This window comes from Algoriphagus formosus, from assembly GCF_002807035.1.
GTDB lineage: Bacteria > Bacteroidota > Bacteroidia > Cytophagales > Cyclobacteriaceae > Algoriphagus > Algoriphagus formosus.
This window is the reverse complement of the sequence record NZ_NIUC01000002.1, coordinates 1,347,152-1,365,042: the sequence shown is the minus strand read 5'-3', so window position 1 is coordinate 1,365,042 and position 17,891 is coordinate 1,347,152. Positions and strand designations below refer to the sequence as shown.

The following is a 17,891-nucleotide window of genomic DNA, read 5'->3' as shown; positions in this document are numbered from 1 at the left end:
TGGTTACAATCTGATTTCCCGCTGCGACAAAGAGGCATAAAAAGTAAGAATATGCTCAGCTCATCAGTAAAAATCAGCCTTTTAGTAGTCGCACTTTTTTTGGCAAATCCATTACATGCTCAAGAAAAGACAAGGGTTTGGAACACCTTCAGCCTGGGAATGCCACTAACGGATAACCTAGATGCCAGAGTGGCATATCTTCATTCAACAGATATTACCGATGGGATTAGGAATAATTTCAATTGGTACCAATTTCGGCTGGGCTACAGAATCAATTCTACCTGGAGTGCACGAGTAGGAACTGCCTGGCTGAGTATTCCTTCATCCAATCGCACGACCAACAGGCTTTTCATCAACGCTATCTACCGAAAAAAGCTAAACAAAAGACTTGTACTTCGTAGTGGAGTTCAATTTGAAACCCATAGCAAAGAGGAGCGCCGATTTGACCATCGCGTAATCCTAAGTAATCGCCTGGGTCTCCGCAAAAGGCTAAATTTTCTCAGAGTGGCTCCTTCTTTAAGCTATAGCCTATTTTACAATATAGGTGGAGGGAATATTCGGTATTTCAACGATGAAGGAGAAGAAATCGCAAGGAAGCCTGCCAATGGATTTCATCGGGGCAGGATCCTGGCAAACTTCAATTTCAAAATCAGTGACCCGATCCGATTATCGCTCTATTACATGCATCAGCATGAGTTCAACCTTGGATTCTCAGCAACCAATAAAATCAATGTCCTAAACCCAAATACAGGACGAATTCAGCGCCCTTTTAACAATTACCATGTGATAGGAATGTCGGTAAGCTACCAGCTAAAGGGCAAGCACAATGAAAATTTTCTACCAATAAACTTTTAACTAAACACAAAAAATGATGAAATCTCGAATCAAAATAGGAATGGTCTGTCATGGAATCAGACCCATGGAGTTAATCTCAATCGATGAATTAGAGCCAAACTTCACTTTAAAAGCAGGTGATGTGGGCCTTTTCATGGTGACCGAAATTGGTAAAAATAAAATGATCCAGACAGTATCCAGAAGCGCAACGCTTATCCCGGGCGATTTGATCATGGGGGCTTTTGGAAATAGATATGCTACCAATCAATTCGAAGGGTATATCCCCGATGATCTAAAAGGTGAATTCCATATGCTCGGAGGTGCTGGAGTGATCGGAGAAGTAAAATCTATGCATCAGAGACTTGACGAGATAGGACCTACCAAAGTGGAACTTGTTGGCCTTTACACGGATGAACGAGGACAGATAGCAAATACCATTTCACAAAAGGAGCAGAAGCTGATTCCTTTTACAGGAGATCTGGCAAAAAGAACAAAAGTGGTGCTGTCGCTAGGTTCAGCTATGGACAGCGGAAAAACAACCACAGCGGCATTTCTAATCAATGGACTTACAAAAAAGGGGCATACAGCGGCTTACATCAAGCTGACTGGAACCGCATATCCAAAGGATGCCAATTTAGCTTTCGATCTTGGAGCCTGTGAAGCAATAGATTTTTCCCGATATGGTTACCCGTCCACCTATCTGGTTTCTGAGGAAAAACTATTAAGTCTTTATGAAACTCTCCTTCGGGATGTATTGAAAAAGAGACCGGACTACGTGATAATTGAAATAGCAGATGGCATCCTGCAGCGCGAGACTAAGATGCTTTTGAAAAATCCCAAATTTATGAGTTCGGTACATCAAGTTGTTTTCTCAGCAGGAGATAGTCTATCTGCAGTTAATGGAGTTCACACGTTGAATTCATGGGGTATCCAAGCAACAGCTTTGGCAGGTTTATTTACAGCTAGCCCACTTTTGGTTCAGGAAGTAAGAGAATGCCTGGATGAGAACAATGATCATAGCTATTTGCCGATTTTGAATCTGGAGCAGCTGAGTATGGGTGAATTTCCCGATTATCTCAGAACCATGCAGCTTCTATCCGCCTAGAACACTATGGATTGGATTACAAATAAAACCCTCAAACGCCACTGGTTTTCCCACTGGGGTCGTCTTTCGGTAATTCTATTGATCGGTTGGATCGGAGCAGTCAGTACCTTTTTTCTGAGTCTAATGACTGGGTGGTTTTTTGACCTTATGTATCAAAATTCAATCAGCAAATCAGAATTACTTGCCGACTTCGGGCTACGGGTTGGCTCGCTGCAGCAATTCTTTGGGATTCTGGGTTTGGTCATCCTGCTTAAGTTCTTTCTACATTTCTGGGAGAGGCAGCTGATACGAACCAAGGCTGAAAAGTTCAATTTTGATCTGATGCAAAGGCTCTTTCGAAGACAGCTTCAATGGACCTCAGATTACTACAATAAGAATGGTTTTGGTAAATACCTTCTGAGATATTCAGGGGATCAACTATCCGTTCGAAATATGCTTTGCAATGGCTTTCATAGAGGACTAAGAGATGCCTTTTTCCTATTGACGGGTTTGGGTTTATTGGTTTATTTAAACCCATACTGGACCTTGACTATTGTGGCCACTTTACTAATTGTGAGTCCAGTAGCCTTCTTCCTTGATTCAAAACAGATTCCCTGGACCATATCAAAAAGGAATAAAAAAAGCCTGGTTTTAAAGTACGTTACGGAGACTTTTTCCAATCAAAAGGGAGATTTTACTAAATCCGACAGAATCAAGATAAGCACTGCTTTTCAAGAAAAAAGCCAGCAATCACTAAGAGTAAACCTTCAGTATCAATTCTGGGAGAATTCCAGGTTGGCTTGGGTAGCCATTTTAGGTCCTTTGCTTACTTTCTCATTACTCGCTGCCATTTCCTTTGCACCAGATACCAAAGAAAGTCCCGGCCAATTGCTAGCTTTCATGCTTGTAATAGGTGCTATGGCTCCCGCGATTAGAAGCATTTCAAAAACCCCTTCAATCATCGCAAAAGGGATGATTTCATTGAGAAAAATAGAAGTATTGATCAAGAAAAAAACACCCCTTACCTATTCCGAAAAATCCAAGACCGACAAGGAAGCAAAACAAGGGTCAGAGTCAACAAAAACAGAATCTTTGGAGACAGACCAGAAGTTGGTTTTTCTTGAATTTGGCCCACAAGTACAAAATTAGTCCAGCCTGAGACTTCTTGGTTTTGGTACATTTCAGGATCATTAAATGCAGCTATAAAATTCAATCGACTAATCAAACCGTTTTACAGTTTAAAGCTACGCCTTCCACGACTAGACAGGGTTGTTCAAAGGGTTTTAAGCCCTATTCTTAACTTGGGGTTAGTAACCCAGCGAGTCAAAACTGAAAAATTCAGAGGAATGAAAAGCGAATCCAGGACCTTTCGATAAAAGCAGTTTTGGGATATTGATCCTTCCTTCCTGCATTTTGGCTCAATGGGATTCAAGTGTACTCGAATATATCGAGTAAGGAAACCCATCCCCACTATGAAAGCCTTGCATTTTCATCCCGCCCATTGCCTCAAAGTTCCCCTCAAAATCCTATTTCTTTTTGCAATTGTTTTTGGACAGGCCTACTACAGTCTCGGTCAACAAGTCCAAGGCCCGCTCAGCGAAAAGGACTCCCTCTTTTTCAGCCAGCCTTATCCTTACATTTTACCCATCATGGGTCAAAAAGCCCATGGTGCAAAGGTGAAGCTCCCTTTTCCGATGGGTATTATGATCAACAACTTGGTCGGTACGCAGGCCCTTTCTCTCTCTGAAATGGCTTTGGGTTTTGGAAGATTTTCAGATCCCAGCCCACCGAATATGATCGACCTCAGTGAGGTAGTGAGATTTGAGGATATCAATGCGCAGACCAGCACACACAATCTTCGCTTGGATGCCTGGATATTACCCTTCCTGAATGTCTATGGCATTGTGGGCCAAACCAAAAAAGCAGATATCAATGTAAATCTGATAGAGCCTATTCCCTTGGACGTGAGCACTCAGGTCAGCGGAACTTATGTGGGATATGGTTTGATGACTGCCGGAGCTATCGGACGATTATTTGTGTCGCTGGACATGAACCAATCCTACAATTACAACCCCAGACTGGATGATCCTGCCAAAATCACCATTTTCGGATTGCGGACTGGACCGGTATTTCGCTTCCCCAAAAAGCCGGAGATGAACGTCACCATTTGGGGTGGAGCCATGTATTCCTCATTTAATGGGGAGACAAGTGGAAACATCCCGACGCTGGAACTAGCTCCCAATGCCCCGGCAAAAATCGATGAACTGAAAGGCAATCTGGATACCTGGTTTGATGGATTAAGCCCTGCGGATAAACTCAAATATGCACTCATCTATAATCGCCTGGGAGAAGGATTGGACAATTTGGGCGAAAGCATCGAGGATAGCTATATCCAATATTCCTTCAACAAGAGCATCGAAAATCCCTGGAACATGCTGATAGGTGCTCAATGGCAGATAAATTACCGCTGGCAAATCCGAACTGAGGCACAGATTCTTGGGGACCGAACTGCCGGTCTATTTTCCTTGAATTATCGCTTTGGGATAAAAGGGAAAAACTGGTTTTCTAAATAATCTTCAATTTTCAAATCATGAGACATCCCTTTTATAAAATCCTCTACATATTGCTATTTTTCTTTTTGGGCTCTTTTCAGACGGCAAAGGGACAAGTCCTGATTTCCTTGCTTTTCGGAGAAAAGCTCAATTCTCCCAATCTGGAATTTGGATTGGAAGGGGGCTTCAATCGCTCTAATCTCAGTGGAATCTCAGAGGCAAAAGGCTATGGCCATTTTCATTTGGGCTTTTATTTTGATATCCGGCTCAAGAACGATTTGTGGTTGAATACGGGCGTTCGAATTAAATCGCATGCGGGCGCTCAAAATATCGATTTCTATTCCCTGAATGATCCCGAACTCGATGCTATCTTTTCCAGAGGGACCATCAAAAGAAAGATCGGGTACTTCTATGTTCCCATCCACCTCAAATATCATTTTGGTGCTGAAAAACAGTTCTTTTTCCAAGCAGGAGGCCAAATCGGATTACGGAATCGGGCCCAAGACTATTTCTTAAGCAGCTTTATAAATTCGGAGGATGCGAGTTTTGAACTGGATATCAGAGATCATATCAAAGGAATCGATGCGGGGCTCTCGGGGGGTATAGGATATAAGCTTCGAAAGGGCGGTGTGAATCTTGGAGTAACTTTCTATCAGGGCCTCATGAATATCATGAAAACAACTATAGAGGGGCCATACAATTACACTTCGAAGAATTCAAACCTGTATCTATTTGTAAGAATTCCTATAGGTGCCGGGTATAAAGAGTCGAACCTGTAATCCACCTGGTTAGTCCCCCCAAACCCAATCCTCTTCGGTATGAGCAATTTTTTAGACTATACGGATTCCTCGATAACCATCGGGAGAAAATCGCTTCTTTATTTTATGGTATTTGTAATTCCTGTTCACTTAGAAAAATTGGTAAATTGAGTGTTAAGCAATTTGCAAGATCCAAAAATAAATCTTGCATAGAATACCAAAAGACCCAAGCATTAGCAGCATGCAAAAAAGAATTCTGATCATTAATAATGGGACTCATTTTATTGATGATCTAATGAAAAGCTTAAGCCAATATCAAGTGGAAATTAAAGATTTTCAGACCGTGGAACTCGGCGATATTGAAGGCTTTGATTCTGTAATTTTGTCTGGGGGAGGAACACTTGGGGAAGTAGCGGACAATGCAGCGCTCTACCAAAATGAAATAAAAATCGTACGCGAATCAAAAGTGCCAATTTTTGGTATATGTGAAGGATTTCAGGTTATTGGAAAAGCCTTCGATTCGGTATTTCAAGTTTTTGAATTTTATCGACAGGGCGTAAAAAGCGTTCGAATTTTGTTGGATGATCCGATTTTTCGAGGAATAAAAAACCTGGAATTGCGTGTTTTTGAATATCATCATATCGCGATTGAGCACCTGGGGGAGGAGTTGAAATCACTCGCTGTTTCGGAAGACGGGATTGAAGTGATGAAACATAAAGATCGATTGATATACGCCTCTCAGTTTCACCCGGAAGAGCTTCAGGATGGAAATGATGGGCATATTATTTTGAATAACTTTCTATCCATGATTTAAAGGAATAAATAAACTTTAGCAGGCATATAGATCAAAAGATGGTAAAACTCACTCGAAAAAGAAAGAAGGCCCTCGGCTTGGGAGAACTGATCGCGATCGCTTTGGGAGGAATGGTAGGGGGAGGAATATTTTCCATTTTGGGGATCGCTACCGAAAATATTGGAAATGCTACACCGGTAGCAATACTCATTGGAGGTGTCTTGGCTCTTTTTGCAGCCTATTCCTATGTGAAATTGGCCCTGCTTTACCAAGACGAAGGAGCCACCTATTCATTTTTCAAAAAAGCCTTTCCCCAAAGCAAGACTACCTCATCCATCATCGGCTGGTTGATTGTATTTGGATACATCAGCACCCTGGCCTTATATGCTTTTACCTTCGCTTCTTATTTCTGCAGTCAAATTGAAGCCCTCAATCATCCGATCTGGCAAAAATTAATCTCCGGACTGATTATTACCATTTTTGCAGTGATCAATTTGGTAAGTGTGAAGGGAATGGGCAAACTGGAAGACTTGATGGTCTATTCCAAGATTGTCATTTTGCTCTTTATCTCAGGATTGCTTGCAGGAAAAGGAGACATTCAAAATCTCCTTCCCGTCTTCGAAAGTCAAAGCAGCCTAACCCAAATTCTGATTGTCTCCTCGATCACTTTTGTGGCATATGAGGGATTCCAGCTAGTCATTCATGCCTATAATGAGATGGCCAATCCCCAAAAAAATATCCCAAAAGCCATCTATTCCTCCATTGGTATCGCCACCTTTCTTTATTTGATTTTATCCATTGCAGCCCTTGCTACCATACCCAAAGAAATTATCATTGCAGATAAGGAGTACGCTTTGGCAGCGGGAGCAAAAACCTATTTGGGGAATTTTGGACAATTCATCGTCATATTCGGGGCCCTGCTCGCTACCTCAAGTGCCATCAGCGGAACTCTCTTTGGTGCCTCTCGATTGATGGCTGTGGTCGCAAATGACGGATATTTTCCGAGACCCTTGGGGAAAAAGATCAAGACCTACATCCCTCACAATGCGATTATCACCATGAGTATTTTTGCCTTTGTATTATTGGCAACAGGGGGCTTACAGGTTATTTTGGAATTCGGCAGCATCACCTTCATTATTGTATCGCTGTTGATGGCTTATACTAACTTTAGGAAAAGGCAAGAAACCCATTCATCGCTACTATTGACTAGTGTCGCATTCTTTGGGTTGCTTTTAGCCGGCTTACTGATTGTATATTTTGAATACACAGAGAATAAGGAGCAGTTTCTTTATATCATCAGTATTTATATTCTGCTAGGGTTAGGAGCCATATTTTATTCAAAAAAGAATGATCCTCAGAGGGTTTAAGCTGGATTCTAAGTCATTGATGAGGCATACCTCATCACTTTTTACTCTTGATACTTTTTAGCCAAAATGTGTTGATATATCAGCTGACTGATACGCATCTGTAGCATTAGGATAATTCCTAGGAAATCGATTTATTAGAATCGCTTTACACAAACCTATACCATGACCTTAACCCTTAAAAACCTAGCCAAAAGCTCCCTTGTAGCTTTATCAGTCCTATTCGCTAACATCACTTTAGCTCAGGACGGAACCATCTACCCTCTCGATGCCCCTGAAGAGCCAAACGCCATTCTCCTCGGAACAGGCGGCGTAGATGATCAGCCTGCCTCAGAATCTTGGTTTCGCCAATGGGGCGATCCCATGGCCCGAAATATCACCACGGCCACACTTACTCCTTTTTTACCCGAACCTGGAAAAGCCAATGGAGCTGCAGTGATTGTAGCCCCCGGAGGAGGTTTCAGATGGCTTTCCATGGGAAATGAAGGCTGGGAAGTGGCTCAGGCACTCGCCGATCAGGGGATTGCTGCTTTCGTATTGAAGTATCGCCTTCACCCAACTCCGGAGTCTTTGGAAGATTTCAGTGCCTGGATGAACCGTCCTCGCACTCTAGCCCCACCTAGTTCCTCGGATGCGACTAACGAAGCTACGCCTCCAAGACCTCCGCAACTAGACCTATCCAATCAGCTGGAAGATGCTGAGGCTGCCTATGCCATGATTCTCGATCGAGCAGAAGAATGGGGAGTGGATACAGACAGAATAGGCATGATTGGTTTTTCGGCTGGTGCTGGCCTGACCATGCACTCAACTCTAAATTCTGAAAGCATGAAGTTGGCTTTTATCGGTCCCATCTATGGTGGCATGGGCCCGGTGGATGTTCCGGCTGATGCTCCGCCTATGTTTTGTGTGATTGCCTCTGATGACTTTCTTTTCAGAGGTCAGTTTGGCGTGATCGATTCTTGGTACAAGGCAGGCATTCCGGTAGAGTTTCACCTCTACCAAAACGGCGGGCACGGTTTCGGTCTGGGGAATCCCAACCGTACCAGCAATCGTTGGTTTGATGCATTTATCCATTGGCTAGATGTGAATAAGTTTTTGGCTGCCAAATAAGGCTTATTCCTCCCTTTTGGATCAAATTCGTATTTTGGTCAAAACATTTTAAGTCTGCCGGACTCTTCCTATGAATCGATTTTTGACTGAAACATTTAAGCCATTTCTAGTCCTTTCTTTCATCCTGCTTTCCATTCAGGCTTATGCGCAGGAAATGGGTACTGCAGATGAAGATAAAGCTCAATATGGAATAAAGGCAGGGATCAACTTTGCTGAACTTTGGGGCAGGGATGCCCTTCCGGAGAGTGATCGAAAAGTTGGCTATTCACTGGGTGTTTATGCCTCCTATAAACTCTCCAAGGAGCTTAAGCTACAGCCGGAAATTATTTGGTCACTTCAAGGGGAAGATTCCAAAGAAAGTGGCAGGTATAAAATTTCTTACATCAATATTCCTGTCATGCTTAAATGGATGGAAGGGAAATTCTACTCTGAAATAGGTCCACAGTTGGGTTTGCTTACTGTCAACACCGCTAAATCTGTCCCTGAGGAGCTTCAACTTGAAAACTTTGAGACCTTTGATTTTTCCGTAAATGTGGGTCTCGGTTACAAGTTAGCAGAGGACTGGGCCATTGGTCTGAGGTATAGCCAAGGGCTTAAGAATATTGCAGAAGGTCGTGACTTGAAAAACAGTGTGATTTATGTGGGCTTAACCTACAGGATATTTTAATTTAGGAATGTCCGCTTTCTTACCAGCATCCAAATCATATCAGGTTCGCCTCGACTTCGCTCGGTGAACGGTACCGTGTAAAGTTGGGTGGTGAGGAAGGCTACTACCTCTAGCGCATTGCACAAAGCCTGGAAAGCGATCTGAGACTAGCGAAAGGGATCAATCTCGAATAAAACGTATATCAACAGTATTTTTTGTAAACCGTCGCAGGGCCCTGACTACTACCAAATTGGTTCGGAGCTTTGGATTGGGTATTTCCAATGAAGATCGATACAGTGTGGAAAACATTGATTTCATGGCCCGTACGATCAATCGTCTTTGCATTTCTGACCTCTAACTTCCATCTCGACAAGCAAAGAAAACTAGGCGGCTGGGAGAGTTCCTTATTCTCATTTTTTTTGAAAGGAGTCCTCCTGTGATATGACTTCCAATCGATCAACTTATACCCGAAAATCAAACATTTATTTAAAAAAAATACCGTTTGATTACAAATCAAGCTCCCGTGGAGACTAATAGAAAAGGGGAAAACTAATTCGTCTGAGACGTTTTAAGCGAATTTTAAGAATTAGCTAAGGAAGTCTAAAGAGACTTAGCTTGACCTTTACACATCACCTCAAAACTCTATTACCATGGAAGAAAAAATGAGTCGCATGGAGTTTCTAAAATCTTTGGGATTAAAAGGAGCTTCCTTATTCGCCGTCTATTGCGCAGCCTCAGGACTGAGTAGCTGTGTCAATGAGAGCATGGAACCTACACTACCACCTGGTACGGGAGGGAATGCCAATGAATTGAATTTAGATCTGAGCACCTCCGCCTATTCCAAATTGAATACGGTAGGCAACTATGTCATCGTGAATAGTATCGTGATTGCTAGGGTATCTCAGACAGACTTTGCAGCTGTGACCCAGGTTTGTTCGCACGAAGGAAGAAAGAAAGTTTATTTCAAAAACGGAGAATTTTACTGCCCTGAGCATGGGGCGAGATTTGATACCTCAGGCAAAGGATTGAATTCCAAGGGTTCAAAAGGAATCAAAAACTACGCAACGGAATTGACCGGCACTACTCTAAAAGTTTTCTTATGAGGACCATAGCATCCTTCAGAAAAACCCTCCAAGCTATCTTGATTTTGGGTTTTTTGGGAGTATTTGGCTTGACAAAAGCAAAAGCCCAGGATGACTTGCTCAGTATCTTGAATGAGGAGCAATCAAAGGAGCCGGTATACACCATGGCTACTTTCAAAGCATCAAGACTGATCAATGGGCAAAGCATCGAGACCATTTCCAAAAACCACCTCAACTTCTGGATTTCGCACCGATTTGGTGCTGTAAACAGTGGGTTTGTAGCTAATTTCTTTGGCTTGGACGAGGCCAAAATCAGGCTTGGACTCGAGTATGGACTGACCGATCAATGGCTGATCGGTGCAGGGAGAAGTTCACTGGACAAGACTTACGATGTCTATACCAAGTACAAACTTTTCCGACAGTCCAATAAATTTCCCGTAACTGTCACCGGATTGGCAGGATGGGCGATCAATACAATGGAGACTGGCTTTGCGATGCAATCCGGGTCGGAAATGCGCTTCAACAACAACCTTGAGCGCTACTCCTATTGGGGCCAAACCTTAATCGCTCGGAAAGTAAACGAAAAGCTTTCTATTCAGGTAATGCCAACATTCCTGCATTACAACAAGGTGGAAGACCCTTCCCTTGCTAACGACCTTTGGGCCTTGGGAGTAGGTGGAAGGTACAAATTGACTAAACGATTCACGCTATCTGGAGAGTATTATCATTCCTTCACCGATCCCGGAACTTATGAGGCTACAACCGGCAAATCATATCCATACCATGATGCTATTTCCATCGGGGTGGATATCGAAACGGGAGGCCACGTATTTCAGCTTCACTTCACCAATTCCCGTGGTATGATCGAAAACCAGTTTATTGGTCAGACGGTAGGGGCTTGGGAAAAAGGAGATATTTTCTACGGATTTAATATCGCTAGGACATTCAGTTTTGATAAAGGCGCAAAACACAAAGACAAATGAAATCGATTATCAATCTATTTATGCTGATCTTTTTCCTACATGTAGGAGAGGTTTATGCACAGACGCTATATGGAACCACACTTGGGGAGGTTTCTTTGTATTCGGATACTCCCATAGAGACAATTCAAGCTGTAAACAAAAAAAGTGGAGCAATCCTCAACTCCAGCAATCGGGAGCTTGTGGTTCAAATGAAAATCACGGACTTCGTTTTTCCCAACAAATTGATGCAGGAGCACTTCAATGAAAATTACATGGAGAGTGAAAGGTACCCTACGGCCACTTTCAAAGGAAAAATCAAAGAACAAGTGGACCTAGAGACTCCTGGAACCTATCCTGTCACCGCAGAAGGAAGCTTGACCATTCATGGAGTAAGCAAACCTGTGACTGTAAAAGGTCAAGTAGTTTCGAACGGCACCGAACTGAAGTTAGACTTTAAGTTTCAGGTTAAGCCTGAGGAATATCAGATCGAAATACCATCCTTGGTGATTACTAAAATTGCCGAATTGATCGATATATCGGGAAAAATGTCCTTGGCCAAAAGATAGATTCAATCCAATGCAAGGGCTTGTGCTCTGAAGCTTATTTTCTACTTAAAACTAAATAAAAGCGAAGCCGAAAACTTCGCTTTTTTATTTTTTTAGAATTTACAATTCCTCATGATCTCGAGAGATTGGGTTATCGGTATAGGAATTATTCTTTTGGAAAAGTCTCATAACCTTAAGGAGCTTTTTTAACTTTTCATGATCTAAGGTATCTGGCTTTATTCTTCAAGATTTTTTACCCTTTTTAAGCTCTGAAAATCAATATTTTACTCAATTTATTGTAATCCATCCCCTGCCATCCTATATTGACGAAGAGTGTGGCTTGCAAAAGGATAGACGAAGCACTTTTTTATCATGATCAAACTCTTTCGGAAAATTCGCTACGAACTGCTGGAAAGCAATAAAATCGGCAAGTACCTCAAGTATGCTTTTGGAGAAATTATCCTAGTGGTCATCGGAATCCTGATTGCAATCCAAATCAACAATTCCAATCAAAAGCGCCTAAATCAGGAAGCGCTGGAAGGCTACCTCAACAGCATAGCCCAAAACCTGGAAAGCGATCTGAGACGAGCGGAACGGATCAATCAGACTCGATTAGAGCTTTTTCCAAGAGCATTATTTGTCAATCGTCGGATGGCTCCGGATTACTACCAAATTGCCTCTGAGGTCTATGGATTGGATATTTCCTATAAAGACCGATACAGTGTGGAAAATATTGATTTCATGGCCAGCGCGATCAATGATACTTGGTCCTTACTCTATCTGAATCCCAACCTCAGTGGGTTTGAATCCTTGAAAAGCTCAGGGTTTCTTAGTCAATTGCAAGGGACAGATTTGGAAACATTACTTTTTGACTATTACAATCAGGTAGACGAACTGATCATTTTGGAAAACAACTATAATGATAGACTTAAAGGCTCATTTGAGGATTTTGTAAATGCCGGACTGGAAGGCACCTTTGCTTTTTTTAGCCCGGGAATTCAGGATTGGAGAAGTAATTTCGGAGAAAGGTTTCCGGGATTGATGGATGAAATCATACAGCACCCAACCTTGATTCCCGTTTTTTCTTGGGATTATGATCTCATCATCAAGTATGAAAATCTCCTACAAAGCGGAATGGCCTTGCATCAAATGATCGTGAGCAGAAGTAAGAGCTTTACCCCGGAAATCAGGAAAAGTCTGGAAGATGTGTACGATGAGTACGGAGATCGACCCTATCCAAAAATTATAAGAAACGGGATGACCACCAGTGGCAATTCCTATGGAGTAGCGAGTGCCCAAGGTAATACAGGAGTCAATATTCAGTTTTTAGATAGTCTGACGGCCGTCCAATTCTATCCGCAGGCCTGGGGAGTCTATTACTCCTATGTGGGTGACGGCGTCATTGACCCGAATCGTGTAAGAGACTTTTCCAGTTTCGATACGTTGCGCCTTAGAATGAGAGGAATATCTGGAGGGGAAGAGATTCAAATCGCCCTGAAGGACAAGTCCAACCCTACCGATGGCAGCGAAACGAAAGTTCCGCTTACTTTAAGCAAGGAATGGAAAAATTACGATATCCCCCTGACGAGCTTCGCCCCTACCAATCTTGAAGAACTCTTTATCGTCGCCTCTATTATTGTGGAAAACAAAGCCTTAACGGTAGAGATTAAAGACATCGAGTATCGGTAGGGTGTTTGGGTTAAAACCTTTTCCCAGCTAATCGTTTATAACCCAAAAAGGATTTACGCATGAACAGCCTCCATCTCGCGCTAGACTGGACTCCAAATATCAATCACATCGGTTTTTTTGTGGCTCAGGCCAAAGGATTTTATGAAAAGCAAGGAATCAGCTTGCGAATTTCTGACCCCTCCACCGATAATTATCAACTCACTCCTGCCAAAAAAGTAGAATTGGGAAAGGCTGATTTTGCGCTCTGCCCGACTGAAAGTCTGATCAGCTATCAGACCAAAGAGGAGGCTTTTCCGCTGAAGGCCATTGCAGCCATTCTACAGGAGGACTTGAGCGCTATCGTAGTGCGAAAGGAAAGCAACATCCACTCTCCAAAAGACTTGGACGGCAAGACCTATGCATCCTACGAGGCTCGCTACGAGGATGGCATCGTCCAGCAAATGATCAAAAATGACGGAGGAAAGGGTGACATCCAGGTAATTTATCCTGAGAAATTGGGCATTTGGAATACAGTACTTTCGGGGGAGTATGATTCGACTTGGGTATTTATGAATTGGGAGGGTGTGCAAGTGAAAAGCCTAGGTGCAGCGCTTCGCAGTTTTCGCTTGGCAGACTATCACATTCCTTATTCTTACTCTCCTGTATTGGCTTGCAACGGGGCGCAAATCGAAGAAAAAGCAGATGCCTACCGAGCCTTTCTCAAAGCAACAGCAGCGGGATTTCAATACGCAAAAGAGAACCCAAAAGAGGCTGTGAAAACCCTCCAGCCTTTGGTACCGGAGCATGAGCAAAATATTGATTTATCGGAAGCATTGACTTTAACAGCTCCACACTTCAGTAAGGGAGAAACTTGGGGCTATATGGATCCTGATCGTGTGAATAAGTTTTTGTCTTGGCTTCGGGAAAAAGGTTTGGAGCAATCCCAAATTCCAACAGGGAACTTGTTTAGTAATGAGCTGCTGGATAAGGAGTTCAAGTTTTAGGGGCCAATGAATAATCGAGAAGAAATTTGGATAAAAACTGGCTATGAGATGTTTGCGATTCAGGGCGAAAAAGGTCTGAATATTGAGCAGTTAGCGAAAGAGGTTGGTATCAGTAAATCTTCTTTTTATCATCACTTTGGGGATTTAGAGAATTTTCTGGAGAAACTACTGCAGCTTCACCTTCAACAGTCACGAGTCATCGCTGAGAAGGAAAAAATGGCACAAAGTATCAATCCCGAGCTGATTCAAATCCTCCTGGAGCACCAGAACGACATCCTATTCAATAGACAGCTCCGAATCAATGCTCATCATCCCAATTACAACCATACCCTTTTGATCTCCAATCAACTAATCGGAAAGGATTTTATTCTTCTTTGGTTGAAAGACACCAAGCTTCCACTGACTCTTCGACAAGCAGAGGGCATTTTTGATTTGGCTCTTGAGAATTTTTTCTTACAACTGAACCCTGAAAATTTCACTGAAAAGTGGCTGGAAGCTTATTTTGAAAACTTGAAACGCATTTCGAGTAAATTCAAAGCTCCATTAGACGGTAGCGACTAATTTTTCTAGGCTCTCCATTTTACATTGGTGTCAACAAAACCGCATATTGATGACACAGAAGTTTCAAAAATTTTGGATAGGCATTACCGCCATTGTGGTAGCAAGCTTTGCCCCGGTCTTTTTTCTAGGAACGATGATTTCCACCGCCAGTCCAGCCGAATGGACTATGGACCTTCTTAGCTGGCCTCTGGATGGAGTTGAAAATTTCAAATCACCCACGACCCGCTTTTTGTCTGCATTGACTGGAGGATTCCTTTTTGGCTGGGGAGTTTGTATTTGGTTTTTGAGAAAGTGGGTGTATGACAAAGCCCCGGAGGAAACCCGGAAAGTCATTCTCTATGGGATATTAGCCTGGTTTTTTTTGGACAGCTTGGGTTCCATTACTTCCGGCAATTCCATCAACGCTCTTTTTAATATAATCATTTTGTTGGTAGCAGTAGGCCCTCTTTGGAGGCCGGCAAAAGACTAAGCTCTTCAAACCCTGCGGAAAATATCTAATTCAGACGGCGAAGCTTTCTTTCACATCAAGCTCGCTCATCACTATACTTAAGCATTCAGCGAATTGAGGAATTTGATTACAAAAACCCTTAAAATTGATCCTCAAGGAAAACTTATGGATGGTGAAAAGCTTATTTCTAGCACTAGATTCCCTCAGCTTGATTCAGGTTTTTAAATAAATAAAAGCAGAAAATATTTACTAGGTAATAAAACAGGCTGGTAGATGCCAAGAAACCAAACTTCAAAAATAAATCTTCGTTTATTTGCAAAAAGCACCTTTTATGAATCGATTGTTTACCCTATTCCTTTGCTTGATTTTGATATCCTGCACGGAAGATGGGCAATCCCCTCGCTCAGATGAAAACCTTTTTGAAACCCTGACGGAAGGTCAGTGGCAGGTGACCTTTTTCGAGGTGAATGGACAAGACCAAGCCAATAATTTCGAGGGGATTAATTTCAATTTTATCCCAAATGGTCAGGTAGAAGCCTATCGCGGGACCCAATTACTCGATGAAGGAAGTTGGTCTACTCGTCGAGAGAATGGACGAGCAGAGTTTGAGCTTTCATTTTCAGACAATCCACTTTTTGAATCCCTGAATGGAGAATGGTATCAGATCGTTTTGGGCTTCGGGCGAGTTACCTTTCGGGAGATTAGTGATGAATCCGAAAATCGCATCACGCTGGAGCAGTTGTAAGTTGGATTGCACTGGAATGTGATTACAAATTTTGCCCATTTTAACAATCTAGCTTTTTTTGGAGCTTTTCGATTGAAATGCCAATAGATACTCCTCTGCGGTCATAATGGGCAACTCTGACTTTTTAAAATCCTGTTTATTTCTGGAAAGAATTATATCGCAATTAGCTTGTAGAGCGCAGAAATATTGAACAGCATCTTCAAAGTCCGGAAAGTCAGAAAACAGGCTTTTGTCGACTGTTTCTTGATTTGCATCTGTCACTTTACAAATAATCGAAAACCGGCGAAGCTTTTGAATGACGGAAGATTTAGGTTCGAACTTTGACAAAACATATTCCGATGTCGTATAAGAAATCGGAGATGTATAAATTGAGATAATTTTTCTGTCGGCAAGGGATGCGACTTGAGCTATAGCCTCATAAAAAGGGCTTCGCTCTGCAAGCAAGTCAATGATGACATTAGTATCCAAAAAAACCTTTTTCATCGATATTTTTCCTCCAAATACTCCTGATAATCCTTTTTGTAGTCATAATCAGCTGGAATCCCTGAAGGAGAACTTAGGCTCTTTACAAAGGCAGAAATCGGAATTTGCTTAGCTTTTTCCTCTTTTGATGTAATCGATTTAAGGTAGGCCTCGATCAATTTTGATAAGCTGATTTGATGCTGACTGGCATAGGTTTTTGCCTTATCGATTACTTCTTTGTCTAGCTTTAAGGTGAGTTTTGTATCCATTTCAAAATCGATTGTACGTACAAAAATAATTATTTTAAACGTACAAATGAAAAATTATTTGGAGCTTTTACTTGCTAGTAAATTATATACTAAAGTATGGGTTCCGCTCAATACCGATCATCAAGCATTCGGATAGAAAGATTAAGCCATTTTCCGATAAAAAAGAAAATATCAAAAGCCCCAGCTGAAAACCAAGCCCTATTTTTCAAAAAAATCGGTAGATTAAGTCGAAATAAGTTTCTCAATGAACTGTAAGAATTGCGGAAATCCGGTAGAAGGCAACTTTTGTGCACATTGTGGTCAAAGCCGGCAGGTAGGCAGAATCAATTTTTCGAATTTTCTTCAAGAGCTGTCCACAACGGTCTTTCAGATAGACCGAGGTTTATTTTTCACCATTTGGGAGATGGTAATAAGACCTGGGGTCTCCTTGAGAAATTTTCTTGAGGGAAAGCGAAAGCCCTATTTCAAGCCCTTTGCATACCTGTTGACCCTATCGACAGTTTACTTTCTTTTGGCCGAACTAACTGATCAAAGTACTTGGCTGGATGATTTTTATTCGGGTTGGATGTCTGGAGCATCGGACTTTGAACAAGAGAGTAATGCCGAGATAGTTCTTGCTTGGTTTGTAAAAAATTATCGTTTATCCACCCTTTTCTTACTCCCGATTTACTCTTTTGCTTCCTTTCTTTCATTCCGAAAGTTTGGCTACAATTACCTAGAGCACATCGTCATCAATAGCTATATTACCGGTCAGCAGGCATTTTTTTATTCCCTATGCATTCTAGGCGAGGCTATTTTCCAAAATCAATTTTTTGAGAACATCTCCATCATATTCTCTATTGGCTATACGATTTGGGTATTTTGGTTCTTATTTAACCAAGCCAAACCCCCAGGCCGAGTCTTTAGAACACTCTTGACTTATTTGCTTTATGCAATTTTCGGTGCTATACTTTTGTTTGCTGCAATGGTAATTATCACAATCGCCAATAAGGCTTAATCTTATG

The 17,891-nt window shown here is 42.0% G+C and carries 20 protein-coding genes; 18 read left to right on the top strand and 2 right to left on the bottom strand.

Features of this window, described 5'->3' with window-relative positions:
- Positions 1-51: 51 nt before the first annotated feature.
- From CDH51_RS12260 to CDH51_RS12175, 17 genes are all read left to right on the top strand, one after another.
- The gene (locus CDH51_RS12260) at positions 52-855 is read left to right on the top strand and encodes a DUF2490 domain-containing protein (protein WP_100628826.1); all 804 of its coding nucleotides are present in this window, start codon (positions 52-54) and stop codon (positions 853-855) included.
- Positions 856-868: 13 nt separating this feature from the next.
- Entirely contained in the window at positions 869-1,939 is a 1,071-nt protein-coding gene (locus CDH51_RS12255) for a P-loop NTPase family protein (RefSeq protein WP_100628825.1), read from the top strand.
- A 6-nt stretch (positions 1,940-1,945) separates the two neighbouring features.
- Positions 1,946-3,067 (top strand): ABC transporter transmembrane domain-containing protein, encoded by a 1,122-nt coding sequence (locus CDH51_RS12250; RefSeq protein WP_100628824.1) that lies wholly within the window; start codon positions 1,946-1,948, stop codon positions 3,065-3,067.
- 323 nt (positions 3,068-3,390) lie between these two features.
- The gene (locus CDH51_RS12245) at positions 3,391-4,491 is read left to right on the top strand and encodes a hypothetical protein (protein WP_157807102.1); all 1,101 of its coding nucleotides are present in this window, start codon (positions 3,391-3,393) and stop codon (positions 4,489-4,491) included.
- A gap of 17 nt (positions 4,492-4,508) precedes the next feature.
- Entirely contained in the window at positions 4,509-5,249 is a 741-nt protein-coding gene (locus CDH51_RS12240; protein WP_100628822.1) for a porin family protein, read from the top strand.
- 220 nt (positions 5,250-5,469) lie between these two features.
- Positions 5,470-6,042 carry a glutamine amidotransferase-related protein gene (locus CDH51_RS12235; RefSeq protein ID WP_100628821.1) on the top strand — a complete coding sequence of 191 codons (573 nt, stop codon included), beginning with the start codon at positions 5,470-5,472 and terminating at the stop codon, positions 6,040-6,042.
- A 38-nt stretch (positions 6,043-6,080) separates the two neighbouring features.
- Complete coding sequence (locus CDH51_RS12230; protein WP_100628820.1) at positions 6,081-7,388, top strand: APC family permease; 1,308 nt, start codon at positions 6,081-6,083, stop codon at positions 7,386-7,388.
- A gap of 162 nt (positions 7,389-7,550) precedes the next feature.
- Positions 7,551-8,495, top strand: a complete 945-nt coding sequence (locus tag CDH51_RS12225) for an alpha/beta hydrolase (protein ID WP_100628819.1) — start codon at positions 7,551-7,553, stop codon at positions 8,493-8,495.
- Positions 8,496-8,565: 70 nt separating this feature from the next.
- Positions 8,566-9,162 (top strand): porin family protein, encoded by a 597-nt coding sequence (locus CDH51_RS12220; protein WP_100628818.1) that lies wholly within the window; start codon positions 8,566-8,568, stop codon positions 9,160-9,162.
- 629 nt (positions 9,163-9,791) lie between these two features.
- Positions 9,792-10,244 carry a Rieske (2Fe-2S) protein gene (locus CDH51_RS12210; RefSeq protein ID WP_232724810.1) on the top strand — a complete coding sequence of 151 codons (453 nt, stop codon included), beginning with the start codon at positions 9,792-9,794 and terminating at the stop codon, positions 10,242-10,244.
- On the top strand, positions 10,241-11,206 hold the full coding sequence (locus tag CDH51_RS12205; RefSeq protein WP_232724809.1) for a DUF5777 family beta-barrel protein: 966 nt from the start codon (positions 10,241-10,243) through the stop codon (positions 11,204-11,206). The genes CDH51_RS12210 and CDH51_RS12205 overlap by 4 nt, the downstream gene beginning before the upstream one ends.
- Positions 11,203-11,751 (top strand): YceI family protein, encoded by a 549-nt coding sequence (locus tag CDH51_RS12200; RefSeq protein ID WP_100628816.1) that lies wholly within the window; start codon positions 11,203-11,205, stop codon positions 11,749-11,751. Before CDH51_RS12205 ends, CDH51_RS12200 begins: the two co-directional genes overlap by 4 nt.
- Before the next feature lie 351 nt (positions 11,752-12,102).
- Complete coding sequence (locus CDH51_RS12195; protein WP_100628815.1) at positions 12,103-13,419, top strand: CIA30 family protein; 1,317 nt, start codon at positions 12,103-12,105, stop codon at positions 13,417-13,419.
- Positions 13,420-13,478: 59 nt separating this feature from the next.
- Entirely contained in the window at positions 13,479-14,402 is a 924-nt protein-coding gene (locus CDH51_RS12190) for an ABC transporter substrate-binding protein (RefSeq protein ID WP_100628814.1), read from the top strand.
- A gap of 6 nt (positions 14,403-14,408) precedes the next feature.
- Positions 14,409-14,963, top strand: coding sequence for a TetR/AcrR family transcriptional regulator (locus CDH51_RS12185; protein ID WP_100628813.1), 555 nt, complete (start codon positions 14,409-14,411; stop codon positions 14,961-14,963).
- A 49-nt stretch (positions 14,964-15,012) separates the two neighbouring features.
- The gene (locus CDH51_RS12180; RefSeq protein WP_100628812.1) at positions 15,013-15,432 is read left to right on the top strand and encodes a hypothetical protein; all 420 of its coding nucleotides are present in this window, start codon (positions 15,013-15,015) and stop codon (positions 15,430-15,432) included.
- Between the two features lie 310 nt (positions 15,433-15,742).
- The gene (locus CDH51_RS12175; protein WP_100628811.1) at positions 15,743-16,156 is read left to right on the top strand and encodes a hypothetical protein; all 414 of its coding nucleotides are present in this window, start codon (positions 15,743-15,745) and stop codon (positions 16,154-16,156) included.
- Positions 16,157-16,204: 48 nt separating this feature from the next.
- On the opposite strand, the gene CDH51_RS12170 is transcribed toward CDH51_RS12175, so the two are convergent.
- Positions 16,205-16,639, bottom strand: coding sequence for a PIN domain-containing protein (locus CDH51_RS12170; protein WP_100628810.1), 435 nt, complete (start codon positions 16,637-16,639; stop codon positions 16,205-16,207).
- Positions 16,636-16,887, bottom strand: coding sequence for a DUF6364 family protein (locus tag CDH51_RS12165; RefSeq protein ID WP_024284094.1), 252 nt, complete (start codon positions 16,885-16,887; stop codon positions 16,636-16,638). The genes CDH51_RS12170 and CDH51_RS12165 overlap by 4 nt, the downstream gene beginning before the upstream one ends.
- 244 nt (positions 16,888-17,131) lie before the next feature.
- On the opposite strand from CDH51_RS12165, the gene CDH51_RS12160 reads away from it, so the two are divergent.
- Complete coding sequence (locus tag CDH51_RS12160; RefSeq protein ID WP_100628809.1) at positions 17,132-17,884, top strand: DUF3667 domain-containing protein; 753 nt, start codon at positions 17,132-17,134, stop codon at positions 17,882-17,884.
- Positions 17,885-17,891: the final 7 nt, after the last annotated feature.

Coding starts and splice junctions, on each gene's coding strand:
- CDH51_RS12255 (WP_100628825.1), top strand. CDS start 869: ATGATGAAATCTCGAATCAAAATAGGAATGGTCTGTCATGGAATCAGA.
- CDH51_RS12165 (WP_024284094.1), bottom strand. CDS start 16,887: ATGGATACAAAACTCACCTTAAAGCTAGACAAAGAAGTAATCGATAAG.
- CDH51_RS12225 (WP_100628819.1), top strand. CDS start 7,551: ATGACCTTAACCCTTAAAAACCTAGCCAAAAGCTCCCTTGTAGCTTTA.
- CDH51_RS12250 (WP_100628824.1), top strand. CDS start 1,946: ATGGATTGGATTACAAATAAAACCCTCAAACGCCACTGGTTTTCCCAC.
- CDH51_RS12180 (WP_100628812.1), top strand. CDS start 15,013: ATGACACAGAAGTTTCAAAAATTTTGGATAGGCATTACCGCCATTGTG.
- CDH51_RS12235 (WP_100628821.1), top strand. CDS start 5,470: ATGCAAAAAAGAATTCTGATCATTAATAATGGGACTCATTTTATTGAT.
- CDH51_RS12185 (WP_100628813.1), top strand. CDS start 14,409: ATGAATAATCGAGAAGAAATTTGGATAAAAACTGGCTATGAGATGTTT.
- CDH51_RS12170 (WP_100628810.1), bottom strand. CDS start 16,639: ATGAAAAAGGTTTTTTTGGATACTAATGTCATCATTGACTTGCTTGCA.
- CDH51_RS12160 (WP_100628809.1), top strand. CDS start 17,132: ATGAACTGTAAGAATTGCGGAAATCCGGTAGAAGGCAACTTTTGTGCA.
- CDH51_RS12220 (WP_100628818.1), top strand. CDS start 8,566: ATGAATCGATTTTTGACTGAAACATTTAAGCCATTTCTAGTCCTTTCT.
- CDH51_RS12175 (WP_100628811.1), top strand. CDS start 15,743: ATGAATCGATTGTTTACCCTATTCCTTTGCTTGATTTTGATATCCTGC.
- CDH51_RS12195 (WP_100628815.1), top strand. CDS start 12,103: ATGATCAAACTCTTTCGGAAAATTCGCTACGAACTGCTGGAAAGCAAT.
- CDH51_RS12240 (WP_100628822.1), top strand. CDS start 4,509: ATGAGACATCCCTTTTATAAAATCCTCTACATATTGCTATTTTTCTTT.
- CDH51_RS12260 (WP_100628826.1), top strand. CDS start 52: ATGCTCAGCTCATCAGTAAAAATCAGCCTTTTAGTAGTCGCACTTTTT.
- CDH51_RS12200 (WP_100628816.1), top strand. CDS start 11,203: ATGAAATCGATTATCAATCTATTTATGCTGATCTTTTTCCTACATGTA.
- CDH51_RS12190 (WP_100628814.1), top strand. CDS start 13,479: ATGAACAGCCTCCATCTCGCGCTAGACTGGACTCCAAATATCAATCAC.
- CDH51_RS12245 (WP_157807102.1), top strand. CDS start 3,391: ATGAAAGCCTTGCATTTTCATCCCGCCCATTGCCTCAAAGTTCCCCTC.
- CDH51_RS12205 (WP_232724809.1), top strand. CDS start 10,241: ATGAGGACCATAGCATCCTTCAGAAAAACCCTCCAAGCTATCTTGATT.
- CDH51_RS12210 (WP_232724810.1), top strand. CDS start 9,792: ATGGAAGAAAAAATGAGTCGCATGGAGTTTCTAAAATCTTTGGGATTA.
- CDH51_RS12230 (WP_100628820.1), top strand. CDS start 6,081: ATGGTAAAACTCACTCGAAAAAGAAAGAAGGCCCTCGGCTTGGGAGAA.